This is a genomic window from Ktedonobacter sp. SOSP1-52 (genome assembly GCF_016587395.1).
Genome location: NZ_BNJH01000002.1, coordinates 1318552 through 1341417, shown reverse-complemented (window position 1 = coordinate 1341417; position 22866 = coordinate 1318552). Strand labels below are relative to the sequence as shown.

Genomic DNA, 22866 nt, shown 5'->3' with positions numbered 1-22866 from the left:
AACAATGTTCTTCTTAAGAATGATTATCGCTTATTGGCTCGTATGCATGCAAGTTTCGGCAAAAAAATAGGGAATGAGGAGAAGGAATCGATAGTTCAACGAATCTAGGTCCTGAACACCCCTTACTGCTTTTCGGGTTTTGACTCGCCTGTTAAAGGTGCAGTTATTGAGTTTTGAGGGAGAAAAGACCGCAATCTTTGGGCATAGGATGCTATAATGTAGTTCATCATTGCTCACTTCGAATGTCTGTTTTGTGCTATACGGTACCCCTACTCATTACAGGCCTCAAAATGATATGATCGGAAGCTCCTGGCATACAAACGTCAATTGAAACACACTTAAAACAAGATATCGAGGTAGAAATTGAGCGCTCCGAGGATTACGCTTTGGACTTCACCCTTCCAGATGCCCTTTCGTTTGTCGATACGTGGCTTTACTGATAGATTGTTAGGCGAGCAAGCAAAAGAGATTCAGCAAGCCAAACCTAGATATATTACCATTACTCCAGGATCTCTCTACATTCTGTCGGCGCTTGTCGGTCGACGTATGACCGAACCCGCACGCTGGATTTTATTTGATAGCTTGATCGATATTTTAAATGGCAAATTAACCAATCTGCATCCAGAAAAACAGGATTTGCTTGCATCCACTCTTGGTGAGTTAATAGGCATTATGCTATTTTGCCAAGAGTTAGGAGGAGATATTGAGCTTATTCGGTTGCTTGAAATCACTGAAGGGAAGATGCCCGACTTTGTCCTCATACAAACGACTGGTACTGCTGAGATGGCTCATATCCTTGAATGCAAAGGACGTGTCGAAGATGTACATAATATTAATTCTCGCAGTGGAGTCTATGATTTATGCCAGGAAATACGGGAGTTTCGCAAAAAGGGTAAAGATCAGGTAGAAACTATACAATTAGCACAGGCACGGGCAGGTTCGCGAATCAAAATTAAACAACAGATTCCTCTAGGCATTTCCTCAATGGCTGTTACGAAAAACGTCTTGGTGAGCGCTATCCCAGATGCCCGGATCATTGGCTCATGCCGCAATAGTGTTCAGTTTGCAAAGAGAATTGAGTGCTCTCCAAAAGTTACTTGCGAGACGTGCATGAAGAGCCAGGTTGCTTCATCTCCAGCTAATGTTATTAGCGTGCTTCATCAAGAAAAAGTAGCAAAGGGAGGTGTCCTTGATAAAAATCTCACACAATTTCTTGCTCATTATCGCTCGGTGCAAAGAGCTATATGGTCAGGGAATGATCAAATTTTTGGAGCGTTTTTAAATGCATTCATTCAGCGTATTCCAAACTCCCCTCTTGAAAATATGGCTTCCACGTTAGTATTTATGGCTGTTACATTAATAGAAGCCGCTGTTTCACAAAGGCTCACACATGCTGAAATTGAGACAGAAAGCTTGAGAAAAATTACTCCAGAAGACTTGCAAGATATTTTAAACGATGTTCTTGAGGACTTTAAGCTGGCTCAGTTTAGGTCACAAAGAGTCAAACAAGAGGTTGTATTAAGAACAGAAATGCCAGATCCACGCGATGCAACGCAATTTGCAGATACCATTCGACCAAAAAATTTGTCTTTATCAAACAAGGAAGATAGTGGGCCAAGAACAAATAATGAACCAAGGGAAGCACAAGTGGAGAGGTATATGTTACTCTCATCTAGGAAATCTGAAGAGATAAACTTTGAGACACTCACAGAATTTGTCAAAGAAGACAAGGAAACAGGTAAGTTACTGATAGGTACCCAGCTTAAGGATGATTATATTTTTGGTTCTGTTCAACGCGAAGATCGTTTTACTATTGCCATTCGCATTTTGTCTACACAGATGGATTATGCCATCCTCAAAGAGTATGTTGAGTTATGTATTCGGCAATTGCGTCCTTCATATGCTAGGAGTGTTACCTGGCGTAGGGAATATTTTCAAGCAGATGGGAAAGAAGAGTTTTTCCTTGGGGAGTCATGGGATGAATTTCCTTATCCTAATCCCAATAATGATGCTTTACTTGGAATTACAGTTTGGCTAGCGAGAGATGGAAGAGCAACGATAATAGTGCGTAAAAGGAATGAAGAAAACAGCTTAAAATAAACTGAGCAATTGAAAGCCTCGCATATTTTTCCATGACGAGACAAAACGCTAGTTGTGTTTAGCACAGTATATAGCTTCTCTGGGCCGCGATAGTTTCGTTCCAGCAGGTCTCTTATCTGTGCTTATAGTATGTGGTTTGAACCACTTGATACTGTTTAGACGAGGGCAGCCCCGAGAGTGGCAGGGATTCCTCTAAGCATCGTGATTAGTGTTGCATGCACGAAATTAATCTCGCTACCACTCTGGAACACTGCTCCTATTATAGGAGCATAGAAAATGATGGAGAACTACCTTTCTGGGTCAAGATCATTGAATTGCTACAAGACATATACAACGCACTATATAGCAGTTATGTTATTCGTTTCCAGGTGTTCCCACAATCGCTAATCTTTCTTTGCTTGCTTGCCCTTCTTTAAAGAGAAGGATATTTTCCACAAAGAGATCAATAAGATGAAACGGATAGGGGTATACAGTATATTGATTCAAACGAACAAATTGGACACTGAGCAGCCGTAACAACGACTGAATATCAAAATGTTCTGCTCCCTGATAAACGTCGAAACGCCGAATGAGGTGGGCGCGTGGCTGCTGGTATTGCATTCCCTCTGTTGCCCCGACCATGTAACAGTGCTCATCGTCATACCAAATCCCTTGGTACATATGCACATCCTTTGCCTTATCGCTTTGAAACCACTTACGTTTCTGATAATATCCGATAAACTTGTGATTTGTGTATTTACCATGTTTGTTCGGCTTGATTTCAAAGATGTAACGAATCATTGCAATAAATGGCATCTCATCGTCTGTTAGCTGAAGGAAGGAAAGCATGGGATATTCTAGTTGGATGTCGTCTAGATAGGCATCGTATCTTTCGAGTTGAGCATAAAAATGTAAAGAAGCTATCTCTGTTTTGCCTTCAGGTTTTTTCCTCTGAAGAAGACCACGTCGTTGAAGTTCTTCTAAGCTGAGATAACCCTCATTCTTCACAGTGTCATAATGGGGTAGCAACTTGAACATTTCTACAGGGAGCAACGTTTTTGCCTCATCTTGACGCCTGACAATTTCATCGTAATCGTAGAGCACACGCTCTTTACAATTTTCGATTTCAACAAAAAGGTTGGGACCGATAATCACATGGTAGTTGGGCAGCGCTCGCTCGTCTTGAGGTCTCTCCTCTCGTTTATATTTATAAATCATTTGCTCTGAACACTCAAACCAATCAACTCCTAGCCGCAGACATCGCTCTTGTGCCTGTATCCGTTGCTCTGGATCACGCAGGTCTAGAAAACGGAGGTGGTCATCTTCTACGTACATCATTGTTTCAAATGGTTGAGCGAGTCCAGCGATATTGCGTCGCTTGCACACGTACATCAGATTTTCTGGGAAAAAGGGTAAACATCCTGATAATGGTTTGTCTGAGTAGAGAATTGCCTTCAATGCGAGTTGCAGGAGTGACGTACCTAGTTTATGCTTGAGTTGATTCTGGTCTGGTAGAGTATAGGATAAATACTCATCGACATCTAGGTCTTGCGCCTCCAGAAGATTGATATTGAAAGCTTGCTTTGGTAAATTGCGGTATTTACGGTATAGTTCCTGATAAGGATCAGCTTCCCCTGCAAATATCCCTTTATCAAGAAAATCCTTCTGCTGATAATCTTGAAGCACCAGCACGGGCCGTTGAACTTGAGAGAGGTCATCGATGCCAAGAAAATGCATATCGGGTCGCATATTCTCGAAGAGTTGAAGATAGGTATGTAATGGGAGCGTTTTATTTTTCCGATTGTCGAAGACATAGACAGGTTGAAACGGTGTGTTCTTCAGACTCAACTCTTCCTCTTTTGGAGGGACATATTCGGTGAACGTGCGTGTCTGGGACTGGCTCTTGATGCCGCAATGTGCCAGGAATTGGCGGAAATCGCGAATAAAATCAGCCAAGATTTTGCCGGTACTCTCCTCTATGTGATTGAGATCGTGAAAGGCGAGAGTCGTCTTTTTTCCTGGTATTGTTCCTATCTTATAGAAAACACCATTCTCTTCTTTTAGGCGTTTGATTTCATCTAGCTTCATTTGGAGAAAATAGACGGCACTATCAGCGGCATTCCTTTTGCAAAAATAAGTCTCATGATAAGAAAGATACTCATTTGCAGAGCAGCGTTGAAAAAGCTTTGCTTGTGCCTCTACTTTAAATTGGCGTATCGAATCTTCCTCTTGCGTAAGAATATCCTCATGCAAGTCAAGTTGCACACAGATATGGGAGCTTTTCGTCTTAAGCTTTGCATGCACATAACAGCGCCCTTGACCAGTAAAGCGTCCCGCCTGATTCCCATGCATCTGAGCAACTTGTAACAGTTTGATGACCATATGAAAAGCTAGATTGGTAAATTTTATAGGTTTGTATGGTAGTGCGCCATTACTCCAGAGAGGTAATGTAATAGGTTGAGGTGAAGTATGGCGAGGAGCAAGCACATAGATGACCCACTTGTGATAAGCTCTACCATCTAGCCGATCATGGGTGAAAACCCGATAGGGAGAATTGATTTGGGCCTGCAAACTATTTTGCATACTTGCCCACATCTCTGAGGGCTTTTTCGCATTTTTGAATTTCCAACGCAAATCGTCGGGCAACTCATATCGCAACAATTGGTATTTTGCCTCTAACAAGGTGAAGTCTGTGGGTTTCGTAATAAGTAACGTTGTTGTTGTGGTTGTTCGTTTTTCTGACATATCAATACTCCTTTTTACTCTGCTACAGCTTCTGCTGCAAGATTTTTGCCGAGAGGTACAATTTGCGAGATATCCCGAAGAAAGCGGATAAAGGCAGTATGGTAATCGTTTGGTTTTGTTCCCTGGAGGATACCCTGGACAACAATGATAGAGGCATCAGCGAGGTTTGCCTTTTGGAAATCAAGGTCATAATAACCGAGAGAACGAGGCTGTGTAGTGACAAGATTGAGATAGATGAGCTTGATTGGCTCTGCATGCTGCGCTTGTAAGCGTGCAACTTTTCTACGCGCGCTTTCACGGAACGCCTCATCGTTCAGTTTGATATGCCATTCAGGATCCTCTTTGGGTAAGGAGAAACGCCCAAGCGTATATTCATTGTAAAACTTGCAATCGAAGTAGTAGGGATAACGAGCAACTTTGAGATCAGCCGTTTCAGTCAGGATTTGTGGAATTTCTTCAAGAGCAAATCCCTCATCGAGGAGAATGGCTGTGATGGCTTCTTCGCCAATAGCTCCTTTCAAAATAGCCTGGAAACAGTGAGGTGTAAGAAAGTGTCGGCCAGCAGGTGGGAATGCTAGACGATAACCTTGTGACTGAAAATGCTCTGAGATAACCAGGTTATCCTTAATTACTCGATAGAGGAGGTTCATGTCCCAGAGAAAGGTATCTGCAAGAAGAATGTGAGGAGGAAGAATTTCGTTTTCGCGTGTTAAGAGTAGCATCCCTTGCTGATAATAGGGTGATTCAACAACACATGCATAGTGTTGAAGCACAGGATTGGAATAGTCGTGCTTAAGTACGGCCTGGCGCATCTGCTGCCATATCTGCCGCGCTTCAAGATCGTTGTTCCCTTGACGTATCTTCTCTAGTCGGGTCAGCAAAGGACGAATAGCCTCTCGGCAGTAATGATTCTGAGCGACGAGACGAGCATCTTTGAGTTGTCGTGCTTCTCTCTGCTTTTGTGGGAGTGCAGTACTGACTTGCTGGAGAATCTGACGCAAATTGTGAGGGATAAAGGCGTCACGATCTTCCCGTAATTGCTCAAACTCAGGACAACAAAAGCGCTGAAAGTGTTGATAAACTTCTCTGCTAACCAACGCTTGTTGGTCGGGCATTTTTTCCCAAATGCGTTCAATACGACCTAGAGCCTGAATAAAGTTTGTCATCGAGTTTAGATGAGCGTCGTACATCGTGCGAGCATGTTTGTGATAGTAACTGTTCCAGCTTGATGAAGCATGTATGGTAGTAAGCATCTGGCGGAATTGTCCTAAGGAAATTAGTTTTCCTGAATAGAGTTTCCCCAAGTACCAGATATTTTCCTTCAAACAGGTAATTCGCTCTGGTTCGGTCATATCTTCATCAAGAGGATTTCCAAAATAATAGTAAGGAGTTTCCAGAAGGCCAATGCGGGTAAAATCCATGCGTTGTGCTTTTTCTGGCGATGTCCAGTATTGGAGGTTAATGCCAATGGCCGCAGATTTATATTGTGTGACGATGACAACAGGCTTGCCTTCCCAGAAGAGTTGATCGAATGCGTGCTGTACATGTGCGAGCTGTCGCATTTTATTGCCCTGTTTGGCATTATAAAATGCGACAAGAAATGTTCTCCCTTTGATTGCTATCTCAAAAATATCGAGGTCATTGCTGTGTGAACGCTTGGTAATAGAAAAGATACCAGATTCTGGCTGCGGATAGCGTTCAAACAAAAGGTGTATCTGACGAAAGGTATTGAAGAAAAGAAGCGTAGTATCAATCGCTTGCGAATTATTAGCATCATTCTCTTCAACTACAGATGGTTGGCAAAGTTGTAACAGCACAGAAAAGAAGAGTTCTACACGATGCTTGAGATATCCAGAAGAATCTTTGCCAAAATCCTCATCACTGGCTACTTGGCGGATATAATGGGAGATGGCATGCTGGTCAGCATCGATTGCATTCAACTCTGGCACAATGTGGAGCGTGATACGGTTGCCCCGTTTCCCTGCTTTTCGCTGGTTCAGTTCTCGTAATAGTATGGTGTCGTCCGGTGTTGCCTCATGGACCGTTATATTCTGATGTATCCAATCCAAGTGAAAGTGATGCACAAAACGGGGAATATCTGCCGTAGCAGATAAACCAAAAACCAAATTATCTTTGGTCAGGCTACGAAGGATCACTTCAGGTGTCACGTGCATACCATAGTGGCGAACTTCGACTTCTTCCTCGTCCGTGACTTGCTGAGGATCATAGATATCATACAAGCGATATCCCCGCTCAAGGAGCGCTCCCAAGTCTGTTCCATCTTCTGCTTGATGAGGCACAATATATTGCGTAATACGTTCCAATTCCTCAGGATAAATAGTGTCCTGAAAGCAATGGCGCATAATTTCTTGGTACACTAACTCATCATTGCTAGATCGTAATGCTCGAAAGAACTGAATAATCAGCTCGCTCGCATGGCTCACGGCGCTAAAAAGTCTGAGGGCTGAAAGGGCCTTGCGCTGCTCTTCCTCTTCTAAATCTTCCTCTTCAGCAATTGGGCCAGAATGAAGTTCGAATGAACGCTCTGTTTGAAGCACATATTGAGAAGCAGTTCGCACGATATGTTGAGTACGAAAGATAACATGAGAAGGGTGCTTGTTTCCTGCCTTCTCATGATCTTCAAAAATATTTCCGGTAAATTGATAAATGTCGGGGTATCGTAACTTCGTTTCCTCTCGGAGGTCCTTGATCACTTGCCCGATCAAAATCAGTTGTTCCCTCAGTTCTGTTGAACTGGGATAGGTGCCATGAGGCAGTTTGTGGGTTTCCATTGCATGGAAAAAGAGCTGGACAAAATGAAAGGGATTGGTAATTTGTGCAGATTCACAAATTAAATGTGCAAGAGTGTTTTCCAGGTAATCAAATTCGTCCAAAAAGAGAATATAGCCACCATCATCTTCTGTCAGTGTTCCCAAATTTATCTTCTTTGACCCATCAAAGAAGCCATAATATGCTTTTTGAACCGTGAGCGCGATGAGACGAATCTCAGGACGCCGTTTAAAGGCAATAAAAGGAAATAACGTTTGAATGATTGGATGATCGAGGAGAAAAAGGTAGGAAGCATTATTTCCCCGTTTTGTCTTCGTCCCAAGTACTGCTGCCTGGAAGCAATGCATAATTGTGCGGGCATGATCACTCATTTGCTCCTCAATAGATGAGGGAATACTGGTATGCTCGGTGAGTATCTCTTCATACGCTTGGCATGCACGCTTTACTTTGGTTAAATCCACTTTCATATTGCGGTGACGTTGATTCCATTGCAAGATAGGGACTCGAAAGTGTGCCTCATCATGAAACAGTTCGTAAAAAGCTTGTTTTTTATCGCGCAAAGTAAAGAAAACCGTATCTCGATCACTATGAAGAATAATGGAATGTTCAAAATGCCCCACATCCTCGACAAGTTGTTTGAGATTCGCGAAGTATATAAATTTCCGCTGTGAAAAGTCCGGAACATGAATGACCTTGTCAATAACACTTGTTTTCCCCAACCCAGTGCCGCCAGGTGCTAGCTTTAAGCCTGTAGCATGTTTCCTAATTGCGGGGATATAAAATTGTTCGTATCCTGGTTGATCGCCATTAAAAGCAAGCATAGTGTACCTCATGTGAAAGTAAGTAAAATGAGCAAAAGGATTAAAAGTACAAAAATTATATATTTGTTTTTGTTGTGTGTAAATATAATGTATTAGAATGGTTAAATATTAACTAGGAGCAAAACGCAAGTAATGCTTAATCATAGTGATTTTTTTACCTTCTTCCGTTTCTCTACTGCTAAAGTTTGAAGTTTCTTGATGTTAGCTTATGAAAGTCGTAGTATTGAAAACCATTAAATAATAAGGGTAAAGCAGGGCCTTTTATAAAAGCACAAGCATAGATTTAACGTTAGAGTGGTTTGAGGTCTAAATGAGGTATGGAAAGAAGAGGGTAAAAACTTAATGGGTCCAGGCCAAGTGTGATCTCATGCCTTAATAGTGCTACCTCTTGAAATTCAGCAAATTTATTCTGTAATGTATACATTAAACTCATGTACTCCTGGTCCCAGAAATGCCATGCTATAATCACTTCAGGTGCAAAAACAGAAAGAAGGAATGACGCAAGTATGTGGAAACTCTCGAATGGAAAACCTATCGACTTGGTAAAATTGAGTTAGCAATGCAGGATTCAAGCGGAGAATACTCTTATTATTTGAATATACAAACAGGAGAAGTAATATTTTTCTCTGAATTTGGTCACGCTTCTGAAGCTCAAGAAAAGCAGCTAGAAGAGATAGAGGAGAATGCTGATATATATATACCCATTGAACATATTACTTCACAGGTAGCATATCAATGGAGGTGTGATTTCGTTGATCAAATCGTTTTCCCACAAAACACATTGCTTGCTGAAAAATTGTCTACAGCATTAATTGGGAAAGGTGCGTTTAGGCGTTTTAAAGATACCTTATCTGGTATAGATGAAAAGTTGATGGGAAAGTGGTATCAATGGGAAAGCGATCATTTTTATGAAACTCTCGAAGAATGGTTTGCTAGCCTTCCAATACAGATTATAAAAGATTGATGGTGATCAAAATAAGCTCTCCCTTGCCTCGGAAATAAAGAGAATTCGAAAGAGTCCTTTTACGCAATAGCAATAGATACCATGACTGCAATACACTGGAATAGTCATATTCCGGTATTGTCAACTTGCAAAGAGGGCATACTGAGAGCATGAAAACACAAGCATCTCTATCGCTCTACAAAGGCTATCGCTTCCCACCTGAAATCATCAGTCATTGCGTCTGGTTGTACTTTCGTTTTTCGCTCATCTATCGTGATGTCGAAGAACTCATGGCTGAGTGTGGCATTGTGCCCACCTGTTAAGTTCGGTTTAATGAATTTAGCCATCTAGTATTTTCTTGGTGATACTGCTGTTGTATATTTTTTAAATCTGGCAAACACTCGAAAATCGTTTTTGCTGGTATTGCAATGCCTCCATCAGCATTTCCGTTATCGCGAGCATGAGCAATAATGCCGCAGACTTTCCCTGTTCGAAGGTTTAGGAGGGGTGAACCGAGTATGCTAGACGATACATGTCCGGCTTTAAATTTAATAAAGTCTTTGTGTAATCTAGTTTTTCCCTCACATTCAAAGGTAGAGCTTGCTCCTGAGAGAAAATCATCAGGATACCCATAACTATAGAGAAAATCTGATGGTCGTGCATCTTCATGCAAAAAAACGCAGGGTCCTTTACCTATATGGAGTTCGATCAGTGCTAGTCCACATTCAACAAAAGTTGGTGTAATCTGGACGAGTCGAGCGGCGTACCCATATCCGTTCCAATGTACTGTGAGAGATTCTGGACAATTATTTCCGAATGCATGGTATATATTTTTTACTACTTCAAGACTGGTAAGAATTTGTTCTGGCGCAATGAAAAAGCCTGTTCCATGTTTTCCTGCCCCAGAAACTGTTATGTGTACTGTACAGAGTGTTAGCAAGTCATAAAGCGTTTCTTCTGGTGGTTCATCTAGAACATAACTTGTTTGTACTCGTGCGTATTTTTCTATGTACTGTTGCCTGATTGTTTGCAAAGAACTATCTAGTAGACTCCGAATGGCTTCTAAATCACGGGGAATAAACTCAGCCTTAAGAGTCTTTGAACAATATTCTTCAAATTTTTGTTTTTGCTGTGCGGTTAGATAAGAGTTGCAAAATAACATATACTTGTCGTATTCTCCTAGATGCCTTTGAGTAAAGTCTTCTCGAAATTTATTATCAATATCATTTCGGAGAGTAACACAAGCTAATCCTCTTCCTCCATTTTCTGTTGTAAACGTAATATCCTTTCCTCCATCACTTCCTCCACGAGGGGCAATAGGTACAACGTTTTGGTATCCTAACGCATTCAATATATCTGCACACATTCGTTCAAAGTCATGTGGATTATCAAACTTTTCGAGAACTGCTTCAGTTAGAGAGTACATAAGCTAAGATTTACTCCTTTGTTAAGACAAGAAATGACTGAAAATAAGATAAAAATCGAGATATTCAAGTACCTAGATGTCTTGGGTGCTGTTAAAAATCTCTCTATTAAAGTCGTATGCTCCGGTTCTCGCGCACACTGACCACTAGGCAATCCACATACACAATAGGGTAGAGATGCTCTAAGGGTCTATCTTCTTCAGAAAAGTCTACCTTTTGCATTGCAAACAGTAGACCTTTGTATCGCTTCTCTTCCCTGTTTCTCCTCTGTCCTCCTTTGGCTCAGGATCTCATTCGCTTCTTCTTAACCTGGTTGTTGGGTCTCATTCCAGCTTGCCAGGTTTTTTTATTTCCAACGTTTGATGCGAGGAACCCCGATGGAAAGCGGCTTTCCCGGGAAACGTTGTCCCAATGTGCAGGATTGGGGGCACATGTGCCGGTTTCAGGGCAAAAACGGGGGCGATTTCAGGGCATTTCCACTAATCTACCCGCCGAAAAAGGACACGCAACATGACGCCGGGATGCAAAAACGCTAATGGTGAGTGGAGCATATGTACCACCTTCACGAAGGTCAACAACACATATGCGTCCACAGATATGAGCGTTGTTATTCGATCCAGATAACGATGTGGAAGACTTTTAGGTTTCTGCTCACTTGCCGCCCCCTCCTTTAATAAGCTTGTATCTACGGCTGTCGCAAGAAACCAAGGCATCCGTACAACGTACGCGATACGTCGATGAAACCGGGAAGACAATCTACCATGCCGCCGCCGTAAGCATGTATCAAGGGCCTGGGCTTCAAGCGCGGCTACCGTCATCCCCTGTCCATAGACTGGGTTAAAACAACAGAGAGCATCACCCATCACCAAAAAATTATCAGGCATGGTCACCCGCTCATAATGACGAAAGCGATTTGCCGTACGCCGATACCCATAGACAGGCGTCAGCGGCTTTAGGGCTTTCACCGTCTCATAAAGAGTCGGGTCTGGAAGACTCTTGGCAAACTCTAAATATCCATCATCTGTTTGATCAGGATAGTCTCCTCTCATCCCAGCCAAAACAACGACGACATTTCCACCCTCTATCTGCATAAGTGTCCCAGATCGACTTCCTCCCATCCCTTGTATGGATATAAAACGCCACTGTAATTCACTATCAGGAACGCCATAATAGCGTGTTGCATATCCCAGAGAAGCATTTACTAGAACCTCCTCTGGCGGCTCATACCCTAGCTCTTTTAACCAGTCAGGAGCATGTGAAGATGCTCCGCTAGCATCAACCACCAGATCAGCAGCCCGTTCCTGCACCTGTTGACCCCCGCGCTCACGAAACTTGACACCCCGAACAGTGCCATCTCCCACATCCCAAAGCCCAACAACCTCATACCCTTCCAGAAAACGAATCTGCGGGGAAGACGCAATCAACTCCTCACGGATCTGCCATTCCAACAAGATCCGAGAACATTGCCAGCCAGGCAGTGCCGTCTCGACCCGGCAACGAGAACGATAGTAGTAAAGAGATTGAGAGCCATAGTCGTGTTGCAACGCTCCCTTCTCTAGCAAATGCTTCTCCAAATGAGGAAACAACTGCCTCAAAACAGTTTGCCCTTTCAAAAGGAGCAGATGAAGCTGCCTCCCTTGGGGAACGCCAGACCGCGCTTGCGGAGAAGCAGGGAAGTGATCTCGTTCCATCACGATCACTTCCTGAAAGTGATCCACAAGAACGCGGGCCGCTAACAAACCAGCAAGTCCTCCACCAATCACAAGCGCAGTACCACAAGCATTACTCATATGTTTCCTTTTCATCTGCTAAATGGATATATTCCCTTACGAAAGATCAGCAAAGTACTCAAGAAGCAATCGGTGTACAAACATATATCCCCCACCAATTTTACGTAATAAAATATGATGTGTGGTATAGTCCAAGAACTGGACAATGGTGAGAGGGACAACACCGGAACGCCAAAGATACCAACGGAGAATATAATGCTCCACCACAACATTCCCACCAAAGCCAAAGAAAAAAGCATATGCAAAGTAGAGAGTGAATACAACAGTAAACGCAGCACTCAGTATGGGCCACGACGCAAGTTGGCCGATTAAACCAAAAGCAAGCGCACAGGCAATTCCACTCCCTATCCCAGCGCAAGGCCCAAAAAGTAGCGCAGCTCGTAAGCCATGGCGAGCCGAAAGCACAATTCCGACATTTGGATGGTTATGTTGATGCACTGGCATAACATCACTTGACCAGAGGTCTTTGATCATTGCCGTCAATAACATTGCCAATCCACTAACCACGCCAATGATGATCCCATATGCCAGACCATACCGCAGACCGTACAGCCATCCGTGAAAAAGAGCACTCATGCTCCCCAAGAAAATAACTCCCCAAAGAGCATAAAAAGAGCCGACAGCCAACGCATTTCGCCCATTTTCCCATGCCCTGATCGCAAAGCGGGCCAGGACCACGACACAACCTCGACGGGTGTAATAACCTCTTCTCCTCCAGGTCCATGAAAGAACTCAAAGCCATCATGAACTCGCACGACCCAAAAACTCATTAACCATGACGCCAACAGCATAACAATACCATACTCAACAGCTTGCCCCAAACGCTCACCCTGGGCCGTGTACATGATCACAAAAGCGCTGGCAGCGAGTACACCAACAACAAAACTATTCACCACCGAAGACTGGAAAAAAGAATGACGAACGCTCTTCCTCCCTTTCCCTTCTCCATGAGCCACATCTCCTTCTCCACGGATGAACGTAAAGAACTGAACCAAGAAAAACACAATAAAAGAGGTTAGCAACGTTAAGCCCAACCCTTGAATGATGCCACCGTTACCATCACCACCTGCTGGAGCAGCAAAGCGAAAGAGAAACACCGAAATACTCCCTACGAGGACAAAGACTACCAACCCATAGCGGCACGCCTGCCAAATACCTCGAAACAACCGCTGCGGGGGCAATTTTTGCCGATAAACCAGGAAAACCACCGGTACCGAGATAACAGCCCACATCGCCTCCAGGCTTGCTGTTCCCTGAAAAATACCACCTAGACCCAGCGACATCCATCCCAGAATATCACGACTACTGACAACAAACGGGAACCCCTGAGTCCTCACATTGGGACCTCGTAAACAAGCAGTAAAAAAATAGGATATTATGACCTGCAAGCCAAAGACACAGCGCGAAACAGCACTGCGATACCGAATCCGATACACCTCTGCAAGCCAATCAGGTTGGAGCTGCTCAACATAAAACTCAGCCTGGTTCTTCTCACGCATCTGACGCGCCAACCATGATAACCCAGCAATTACTCGCTTTACCGAATACTTCCTCGAACCTCTTGCAAGAACGCGTTCAACATAGCGATCAAACACGATATGACGGCGCTCCTCTAGTGTAGAAGCCACAAGCACATCATCAAGCGAAAGACCACTATATGCCTGGATGATGACACTCAACATCAGTGGCGTCGCTACCATCTCTGCAAGCCCTTGATCACGTTGCAGAGCAGCACGTAAGGAAGCTGCGGCTTCCCCTTGACGCTCAAGATACGTATCAATCTGCTCTGAAGAGAGCGCTTCCAGAAGAACTGCATCACCAAGAACAAGTTTCACGGCCATCTCGTTGTAGTCGCCGGTTCGGCAAGACACGACAATTGGGAGTAAACCATGCTCCTGCCGATACTTATTAATAGCAGCAACACAGGCAGGACGATCTTGCGGATCAATTTCGTCTAAACCATCAAGCAACGGCAGTATACAGTCCTGCTCAATCCACGACCGCGCCAGGCGCAACGGGACCTGATACTTCTCATTGAGCTCACTGACCAACCAATCAACAAGCAGCCCTTTCTTGCCAGCCCAAGAAGCCAGGTTAAAAATAACAGGAATAGGATGCTCCGGATCAAGAAAAGCACGCTCAATTAACTCACGAGCTAAAAGCAATAATTGCGTCGTCTTCCCCGCCCCCGGTTCCCCCAGCACAAGCAATTCACCCGACGCAGTATCATAAACCTGCACAATAGTTGTCCCAAAGGGCAACTCCAAAGAAGACGGTAAGCCCATATCCCCCTGCTCTCGCCATACGCTTGCAACTGCCGACTGCATACGCAACCGAAGCGTAATCAACGATGATGGCCCCATACGGTCAAGCAAACCTGTCACCCAACGGGACCAGACGAGGCTTAGCATCCGCTGGCGGGATCTATCTCTGCTAGCAAAAGCAACCTTCTCCTGAACGACCGACAAAACAGAAGAAACTCCCCCTGGAGGAGCAACGCCCTCATTCTCTTTTTCCTCGGCTGTCAGGCCAATCGGGATTTCATCAAAAGCCAGTTCCTTGGCTGTCAGACCAAGCAGCTCCATTAGACGACGCTGCGACTCCATCCCTGGGGACCTCCGCCCCGCCTCCCAAGCTCTCACCGTTGCCTCAGAGACTTTCAGCGACTCCCCCATATACGCCTGCGACCACCCCCGCTTCAGCCTCTCTTTCTGGATAGTATCTCTAAATGACATATGGGTCCTTCCATCTAGTGGTTCATTAATATTTATAGATATGCCGCAAGGGACTATAATAACATCAGTTGCTTGTTAAGCATAACACAGATAAACCATAAGCTGTTCCGAAAAATACCAACATTCCCCCAAAATCCCCCTGTAACGGTAAAGTCACGCTTTTGTGACGGTTGTGTAACTTCTCAAACAAGTATCTAAGATGCATAGTAATAACAGCGACACCGAAACCAACGACTAACAAGGGGCCAACCGCCTCATTCAGAAGAATTGAGGGAAAACATGACTTCAGCATTCATTACCACCCATACTTTAGAGAGTCATACTTCAGAGTGCCAGGAGGTTTACATCCACCATGCAGGCAGAGTTCTCTCTATAAACGGTGATATCATCAAACTCATACCCACCGAATACCAGATCATCTGTTGTCTTCTCAACAATCCAACGGTTAAAGACGAAACACTTGCAACCTGCGCCGGAAACCACGGCCCATTTACCACAGCAGTAAAAGAGAGCCTAGAGAGACACATCGTCAACCTAAGAAGCAAACTCCGGGGAAACGATCTAAACATCTTCAGAATACGGGGCCACGGCTATATGCTCGTTGTAAATCCCAACATTATCCTGGCGAACAAGCGGTTCCTGAATAGTTTGCCCACCAGGATACTTGTTGTAAAAGAGCCAGTTTAATGTTGGGATTTATATGCGGAAGAGATGAAACTAAATGGACGTGCTAACAAATGCAATGAATGTATCGTAGAACTGTAGGCTGCCTTTGTTTCTGAGCAGCAATTCTTTGAGATGGTAGGAAAAAGGCATATGATTTCGATTGCTTATCATGATACGCACACAATAAGAGAAAGCGAGCCAGTTCATGTTTCTTTGGAGGCGCTCTTTCCTGATGCATGCTCCCAAACGTGGCTGGCAGTAGATATGTCACAATCAATTGTTTCTCTTTTCCTGTCGGGCCAGTTGGCTCGTATCTGTCGTCATCAATTGCTCCCGCCTAATGCGTTGCGATTGCTCATACCATTGCTTCTTTTTCCCGAAAGTTGCCCGTACTCGTTTTTGTTAGCAGCGCTCAGAGTGCCTGAGCAGACTTTGCTCACCTTAATAACAGAATCTCAGTCGAGCGCGCTCGTACAGCCGTTCTTTGATGAAGTGGAACGGATGAACGAACTGCTTGAACTGGCCGCGTCAGGTTCTCAGCGGGAACAACACCTGCGTCACCTGCGTAGGATTATGACAGATACGATGGCAGCCTGCCGTCAGTTGGGTCTCACCATTGTGTCTTTGCGACGGGTGGGTTATCGCCTTCAACCAACGATCCTTCCGAAGGCTGCTTGCCAGAGGCGCGTACAGACAAGGAAGCGAGAAATCCCTATTGCTTGAATCCATTTTGTTTAAGCCACAAGAACAGGCAGTGCCCTCTCGATCATCCATCTGCAATCATTGAGAGGGCACTGCCTGTTCTTGTGGCTTTATGTATTGATAGCTATTTTATTAACACCTCTGCTTTGCATTTTTCATGTCAATGATCGGTAGCTCTCTCCTTAATTTGTTGGTATGTTTCTCGGGAAAATCCGTGATGTTCTGAGCGAAATTGGGTGTCCTCGGCATGGTTGTTTTCTCTGCTTTTTTGTACACTTGTTTACAGCCTACGATAAAAGAGAGGGGGATCGGGAGAACGCAATACGAAGGGAGGCCTCCTTGAGATGCTGGAGATATGGGGGATCAAAGGAAGCCTATTGCGTCATGTCGCAACCCCTTCTAACTGTTGTTTTTTGTGTTGTCCTTCAAGGACAACGGAAAGATGAGTGAGGTAATTTCCTATGAAAGGCCTACTTTCTCGCGGATTTGTGACAGTTGCCCTTGCCCTCGCGCTCGCTGCAGGCAGCTTTGTTGGGGGAAACGCTTTCTGGAATGCTAGCCATGCGACCGCGTACGTTCCCCACTACCAGCCATCTCATCAGAGTGCCTACAAGGCTGCTCCCCGCGCTTGGGATCCATACCTTCGCGGCGGCCAGGTCGCCTACAAGCCGGTTCCTCGCGACTAAGGCTCTTCGCACTTTGCATTCTCTCCCGCGCCATGCTGTTCTTCAGGACAGCATGGCATACGTAGAGACGGGCAGACAACAGTTTGTATATACTATTTCAGCATCATAATTTAGCAAAAGGGAGAAACCAATGTATCTTCGCGCAACGGACGGAACGTTTTCTACAAGCTATCCACATTTGGAGACACATGATAGGGATAGCTTGTGGAAAAGACCAGGAATAGACAGAGAGGAAGGCAATGATCTTTCTTAAGGATGATATGTTGTCTACAAGGCTACCATCTTTGCCACAGGAGCAGGATGGACCTTCAGATCACGCTCCGGTCCTCATTTCATTCTGGTCCTATAAAGCGCTCATTTTTCACGAGCGTTTTATTTACATTTTTCAGCGGAAACAGTTGACCGAGGGCTTTCAACTGTATTGTACTCCAGTGCAATGTCGTCTGATGGTGGCATTCTTGTCTCATCCTGAGCATGTACTTTCTTTTCATGAACTGGCTGCCTGTGCTTTTCGCCTTAATGCCGCTCACTATGATGCACAAGATGTTGTAGCGCTACAAAAACATGTGTCCAAAATCAAGCAGAAACTCCCACCGTTTCTGAAATTGGTTGTAGTCAAAGGACATGGATATGTGCTTCGCCATCGCCAGGATGAGCACAAGGCAGAAAGCAATCTGGTGTCTGGATGAGCATGTGCTTCATTGTTTTACACTATGTGTGGTACTTCGCTCAGTATTGCGAAGTACTTCGCCCGATATTGGGTGGTTTTCATCTTCCCTTATCTCCTCTGTGCCAGGTACACTTAGTCACGTACCTCACGATTGCCACAGGAGCATCCCTGGATCTGCATTGGTAACGGTGATGATACTTGAGTGACAGAAACGTATCAAGGGCTGCTTCACTATATATTGCCTTTATGGTAGTGGTCGAGGGTATTATGACATGTCTACAGAACAACAGTATGTCTGGCCAAATTACAAAATTTTGGTAAAATTGGAGGATCTTTCGTGATGGCAACATCCATTTCACCTTGCACTGATCAGCATGTTCCCGTTCATCCAACTGGGCGACGAATCTGGTGCCGATTCGCAGGAACGCCCGACAAGGCACCACTACTCCTGCTTCATGGTGAGTGGCAAAGTAGCGCCGTGTTTGCGCCCTACTTCGAACTTCTTTCACGCCACTACTATGTCGTCGCCCCTGACCTACTTGGGCATGGGTTTTCCTCCAAACCCGCAGAACGATCTGCCTATACCATTGCTGCCTGGGTTGAAGACCTGGCGAGCCTGTGCTGTTCGACGCTTGATCTGGATGGCATGCATGTGGTTGCTGTAGGCCGATTTGGCATGTGCGTGCTTGATGCGCTTCAGTGGCACGTCGCCCTGGCAGAGCGCCTTCGTGCATTCACCATTCTTCCCTTCCCACATTCCTATCCTTTTTCTCTCCTGACACGCCTGGCCTCTTCTGATGTCGAGGTGTCCTATGGGGCAGCTCAGGAACTGACCTCACTCTTCCTACCACTCTTTCCGCAGGAATGTGCTCCAGAGCGGGCATCTGGAGAACTTTTGTCGCAGGTTCGGCTGGTTCCTCCGCAAGCGAGTGCTGAACTCTGCCACCTCGTGGAATATATGGAGACCGAGTACATGCGGTGGGGAAAACCGCTCATGATTCTTCAAACCCTCAAGGATCTCTCGTGCCTGGTGACGCAAAGCGATGAGCGTCCTGTCAGCTCTCAAGAGCAGGATCTGATAGCGTTGACCGCGCCGTTCTCGCTTCCCGAGACATCTGGTTAAGGTGTTGCTGACAGCTTCTCCCAATCAAAAGTTGGCTGTTTTCCTGTAGCTCTTGACTGCGAGTAACGACAAGATGACATGTTGCCTAGAAAACAGAAAGAATATGGTTATGCTTCATCCGTCTTCCCAAACAATGCATGCACAAGTACCATCCTCACACATGCAAGGTGAGCAGCAGAAAGAACTGCCCCCTCATGTGCTTCTTGAGAGCATACGTACTAAAAAAGAGGCGCCTCTCGATGCCGTGGTGTTGCAGTGTCCTCCATCCCTTCAAGAGGAAGAAGCCTCCCTCTTACAATCATGGCACCAAGGGCGTCCCGCGCTGACCACCATTGTGACAACGCAACTTGGACGAGTGGGGACGATTCTGCTTCCCCTTGGAGAAGAACAACAGCAGGATAAGGTAGTCCAGCAGGCCTGCCAGGCGGTAGCCCTTGCCCGAGCTTGCGGTGCACGAAGTGTGGCCCTCTCCGCGCGTCTTGCATCACAGATCAATGGAGGACTGTTGATTCAAGAGAGCCAGTACGTGCGTGCTGATCATCGTCCACGGCTCACGACCACAGACGCAACCACCAGTGCCGCGTTCCTGCTGACCCTGGAGTGGGTCCTGGCTCGCGTTGCCCGTGATCTTTGCCGGGAACGTGTGGCCGTGATGGTAGGACCTGATCCTCTCGCCAGCGTCTGTCTTCGCCTCCTGCTCGCGACCTTGCCACATCCTGCATCTCTCACCCTCTGTGTGTTTCCAGATCAGGATACTCCAGTTGAGGATCTGGTGACAGAACTTCAAGCTTCAGGTTTTGAGGGGGAGACAGTGCTCTGTGAGATGCAAGGAGGAGAGGGGGTTCCAGATGTGATGTATGAGGCAACCCTGTTCTTTGGGACACCCATTTTGCTTGAAGGACTCGATATGACGCGCCTTCGTGCCGGGGCACTTCTGTTCATGCTTGCAGGTCTCTCGCCGCTGATGTCAGAGCCATTCCTGGCGCGGATGTGCATACAGAAAGACATCCTTGCTCCACAGGCAGATGAACTGACCTCTCCGATGCCGATGCAAGAACTCCGAGCCTTTGAGAAAGGGTCCATGCTTGACCTGCTTCTACAAACGGGGGAAGGGTGCGGCGTGCTCACGCCGTATCAGATACATAGTAGCCTGCTTGCAGGACTTGCAGTCGCAACACTTGAGGTTCCCCCAACGCTTGGACAGGTCGACACCAGGACGGCACAAGGTCACTACTTTGCGCTCAGACGAGCAGGATTCCGGGGAACGGCTCCTTATCTGGGTATGCAGGCCTCCGCATCTGCTTACCTGACGCAGTTTCGTGCTCGCTTTCGCACGCGTTCTTGATAGGTCCAGACAACATATGTACATTTTCTTTTTGTAGGTTTGCTCATCTGGTTTCACATTATGTGCTCCCAAGGCATCTGCTGAAATACGGAACGGGCGAGTCATGCGTTCTTTCTCACGCACCTGTGCAAGAGAGGGAGGTGGAAAACACATGTTTGATTATGTACTCTTGATACAAATATTCTTTGCACTTCTCACGGGCATGGGTCTTTTGCTGTATGGTATCCGCTCGTTTACCGAAATGGTTGAGCATATACCGAGTGGTCATGTTCGTCGCCTGTTTCTCCACGCGGCGCGTTTTCCTGTGATTGCCTATCTCGTGAGTCTCATCATGACGGCCTGCTTGCAAAGTTCCAGCGCGATGTCTTCTCTCCTGATTGAACTGGTCAGCACGGTTCTTGTGCCGTTCTCAACGGCAATTGTGATGCTCCTTGGAGCCAATGTTGGCTCGACCCTTGCAGTGCAGTTGCTGTCCTTTCACGTGACGGATTATGCGCTCAACATCGTTGCCCTCTTTGCATTGCTTGCGCTTATGACCGCACGCACCCACTGGCGACGTGTCGGACAAATCATGTTTCCTTGTGGTCTGATGCTGCTCGGACTCTTCGCCCTCTCTCAGGCAAGCGAGCTTCTGGCAAGCAGTGCATGGGCAGGAGAGATCCTCCAGATAGGTGCCAGTTCACCTCTCTTGCCCCTTCTTCTGGGAATCGTCCTGGCCATGTTTCTTAATTCGAGTACGGCGACCATTGGGTTGGTGCTCGTCCTGGCATCGCGTCACACGTTGCCCCTGGTACCGGCGCTGGCAGCCATGCTGGGGGCAAATATTGGGACGACCCTCCCTGCGCTGCTCGCGGCGGTATCGTGTAATACCTCTATGGAGCAGCGCCTGGCACTCGTCCATACAGGAATGAAGTGTCTGGGCGTCTGTCTTCTCTTCTTATTGTTGCATCCTCTTGCCGCCTTGCTCGTTGTGTACTGCCCGAACCCTACCATACAAGTTGCCATGGCGCACCTCGGATTTAATGTCCTGCTCACCTGTTGTTGTGTGCCTCTGGCCGGTCCACTTACCTGGCTGTTCACCTCTCTGGTCCCATCAGGAGAAAAAGCGCCTGTACGCCAGCGCTCAGAGTCTGCTCGTTATCCTTTGCCCTCGCCAATATCAGATGGATAAGCAGTGAAAAGCGTTTGTGCGTCTCTCTGCTGTTCATGTTTTCCACATGTTTTCCACATTTGCTCTTTTTTGATGTGGAAAACATGAACAGGAAAGAAAACACGAGTTGACCAATATACTTTGTTGGTCAACTCGTGTTTGTGTGTGGGACAGTGTATTGAGGCAAGCGGAGCCTCTCGATACGTCAGCGTGTGTAGGAAGACACGAGCGCTTCTCACCCAGCCTCAATAGTAGAGGAAGAATGAGAGTGGATCTGGTTGACTGCCTGGAGTAACGGCGTCAGGACCTGCTCGATCTGTTCCAGTCTGGTCCAATCTTCCGCCTCGAAGGTGTCTAGCATCATGGGAGAAGGCATGCTTGAGAGCAACATTCCTCCACTACGGAGAAATTCCGTGGCGATTTCTCGCCAACGCAGACGCGTCTGCTGCTCGTGACTCAAGGCATTGCGTTCCAGCACGCTCTCTCGTGCTTGCTCGCTCACGCTGGCAAGATGGCGTGAAAGCATGTCGCGCTGAGTGCTCAACTCTTTGACGTGCTGCTCCAGCGTCTGTATATGTTGTTGGACGTGTGCCGGAAGAAAAGGCGCCTCCTGTTCCTTTTGTTGGTGAGAGGCAATGTCCTGACGGAGTTGGAAGCGTTCTTGTTCCAACGTTTCGATCTGTCGACGAAGCTGGAGCAATTCGTCATGATCTGGTGCTTGTTCGGGTGTTGAAGCCATCATGACGTGTCCCTCTGTGATGGTTTCCTGACGCGCTTGCTCTTTGGCCGCACGCACCGCAGGGAGCGTGGGCGCAATCTCCTGCTCTTCGATCTGCTTGAGCACGTCCTCGGGTGCGTTGAGCAGTTCGTAGAGGACCGAGATGGGGATGGCACCAAACAGATGCACGTTCTCTCCAAAGCGCTCTGCCACCCGCATGAAATTCTGACAACTTTGTCGCGTCAGTCCCAGTTCCCCTTTGACCCAGGCCATAAATTGCCCGTAAGGCAGGCGCTCTTTCACGGCATGCAGATTGCGTCCAATCTGGATCACATCTTCGGCAGTACGTTTGAGATAGCCTTGTGTTTCAACCGTTTTCTGGTAGACGAAGTGACGGGTCTCTTCATCGAGAACGGTATAGTCGAACCCGAGATGCTGAGAAGGTTGCTGTGAAGTGTGCTGGGGTGTCTGCATACTCG

The 22866-nt window shown here is 46.2% G+C and carries 16 protein-coding genes and 1 pseudogene; 10 read left to right on the top strand and 7 right to left on the bottom strand.

Annotated features, from left to right (window positions below; genetic code table 11):
* The first annotated feature begins 417 nt into the window (after nt 1–417).
* Nucleotides 418–2100, top strand: coding sequence for a hypothetical protein (locus JMJ16_RS21305; protein ID WP_201384797.1), 1683 nt, complete (start codon nt 418–420; stop codon nt 2098–2100).
* Between the two features lie 354 nt (nt 2101–2454).
* Here JMJ16_RS21305 and JMJ16_RS21300 read toward each other — a convergent pair whose 3' ends face one another.
* Both JMJ16_RS21300 and JMJ16_RS21295 read right to left on the bottom strand, forming a co-directional pair.
* Nucleotides 2455–4824, bottom strand: a complete 2370-nt coding sequence (locus JMJ16_RS21300; protein WP_201384795.1) for a hypothetical protein — start codon at nt 4822–4824, stop codon at nt 2455–2457.
* 14 nt (nt 4825–4838) lie between these two features.
* Nucleotides 4839–8435 carry a hypothetical protein gene (locus JMJ16_RS21295; RefSeq protein ID WP_201384794.1) on the bottom strand — a complete coding sequence of 1199 codons (3597 nt, stop codon included), beginning with the start codon at nt 8433–8435 and terminating at the stop codon, nt 4839–4841.
* Nucleotides 8436–8943: 508 nt separating this feature from the next.
* Between JMJ16_RS21295 and JMJ16_RS21290 the strand changes: the two genes are divergently transcribed.
* A complete protein-coding gene (locus tag JMJ16_RS21290) occupies nt 8944–9399 on the top strand; it encodes a UPF0158 family protein (protein WP_201384793.1) in 456 nt (151 codons plus the stop codon).
* 149 nt (nt 9400–9548) lie between these two features.
* Nucleotides 9549–9695: pseudogene (locus tag JMJ16_RS21285) on the top strand (IS6 family transposase); the annotation flags it as partial.
* A gap of 2 nt (nt 9696–9697) precedes the next feature.
* Here JMJ16_RS21285 and JMJ16_RS21280 read toward each other — a convergent pair.
* The 4 genes from JMJ16_RS21280 to JMJ16_RS21265 all read right to left on the bottom strand — a co-directional run bounded on the left by JMJ16_RS21280 (nt 9698) and on the right by JMJ16_RS21265 (nt 15327).
* On the bottom strand, nt 9698–10804 hold the full coding sequence (locus tag JMJ16_RS21280; RefSeq protein ID WP_201384792.1) for a restriction endonuclease: 1107 nt from the start codon (nt 10802–10804) through the stop codon (nt 9698–9700).
* Nucleotides 10805–11281: 477 nt separating this feature from the next.
* Nucleotides 11282–12592, bottom strand: coding sequence for an NAD(P)/FAD-dependent oxidoreductase (locus tag JMJ16_RS21275; protein ID WP_201384791.1), 1311 nt, complete (start codon nt 12590–12592; stop codon nt 11282–11284).
* 36 nt (nt 12593–12628) lie between these two features.
* On the bottom strand, nt 12629–13168 hold the full coding sequence (locus JMJ16_RS21270) for a hypothetical protein (RefSeq protein WP_201384790.1): 540 nt from the start codon (nt 13166–13168) through the stop codon (nt 12629–12631).
* Entirely contained in the window at nt 13165–15327 is a 2163-nt protein-coding gene (locus JMJ16_RS21265; protein ID WP_201384789.1) for a helix-turn-helix domain-containing protein, read from the bottom strand. Before JMJ16_RS21265 ends, JMJ16_RS21270 begins: the two co-directional genes overlap by 4 nt.
* A 279-nt stretch (nt 15328–15606) precedes the next feature.
* On the opposite strand from JMJ16_RS21265, the gene JMJ16_RS21260 reads away from it, so the two are divergent.
* The 7 genes from JMJ16_RS21260 to JMJ16_RS21230 all read left to right on the top strand — a co-directional run bounded on the left by JMJ16_RS21260 (nt 15607) and on the right by JMJ16_RS21230 (nt 21690).
* A complete protein-coding gene (locus JMJ16_RS21260) occupies nt 15607–16014 on the top strand; it encodes a winged helix-turn-helix domain-containing protein (protein ID WP_201384787.1) in 408 nt (135 codons plus the stop codon).
* A gap of 396 nt (nt 16015–16410) precedes the next feature.
* Nucleotides 16411–16716 carry a hypothetical protein gene (locus tag JMJ16_RS21255; protein WP_201384785.1) on the top strand — a complete coding sequence of 102 codons (306 nt, stop codon included), beginning with the start codon at nt 16411–16413 and terminating at the stop codon, nt 16714–16716.
* Between the two features lie 440 nt (nt 16717–17156).
* Entirely contained in the window at nt 17157–17381 is a 225-nt protein-coding gene (locus JMJ16_RS21250) for a hypothetical protein (RefSeq protein WP_201384783.1), read from the top strand.
* Between the two features lie 260 nt (nt 17382–17641).
* Nucleotides 17642–18070, top strand: coding sequence for a helix-turn-helix domain-containing protein (locus JMJ16_RS21245; RefSeq protein ID WP_236601649.1), 429 nt, complete (start codon nt 17642–17644; stop codon nt 18068–18070).
* 321 nt (nt 18071–18391) lie between these two features.
* On the top strand, nt 18392–19174 hold the full coding sequence (locus JMJ16_RS21240) for an alpha/beta fold hydrolase (protein ID WP_201384779.1): 783 nt from the start codon (nt 18392–18394) through the stop codon (nt 19172–19174).
* Between the two features lie 109 nt (nt 19175–19283).
* The gene (locus JMJ16_RS21235) at nt 19284–20519 is read left to right on the top strand and encodes a thioester reductase (RefSeq protein ID WP_201384777.1); all 1236 of its coding nucleotides are present in this window, start codon (nt 19284–19286) and stop codon (nt 20517–20519) included.
* A gap of 151 nt (nt 20520–20670) precedes the next feature.
* Nucleotides 20671–21690 (top strand): Na/Pi cotransporter family protein, encoded by a 1020-nt coding sequence (locus JMJ16_RS21230; protein WP_201384775.1) that lies wholly within the window; start codon nt 20671–20673, stop codon nt 21688–21690.
* 214 nt (nt 21691–21904) lie between these two features.
* Here the strand turns inward: JMJ16_RS21230 and JMJ16_RS21225 are convergent, their stop codons facing one another.
* A complete protein-coding gene (locus JMJ16_RS21225; protein WP_201384773.1) occupies nt 21905–22861 on the bottom strand; it encodes a DUF3102 domain-containing protein in 957 nt (318 codons plus the stop codon).
* Between the last annotated feature and the right edge of the window lie 5 nt (nt 22862–22866).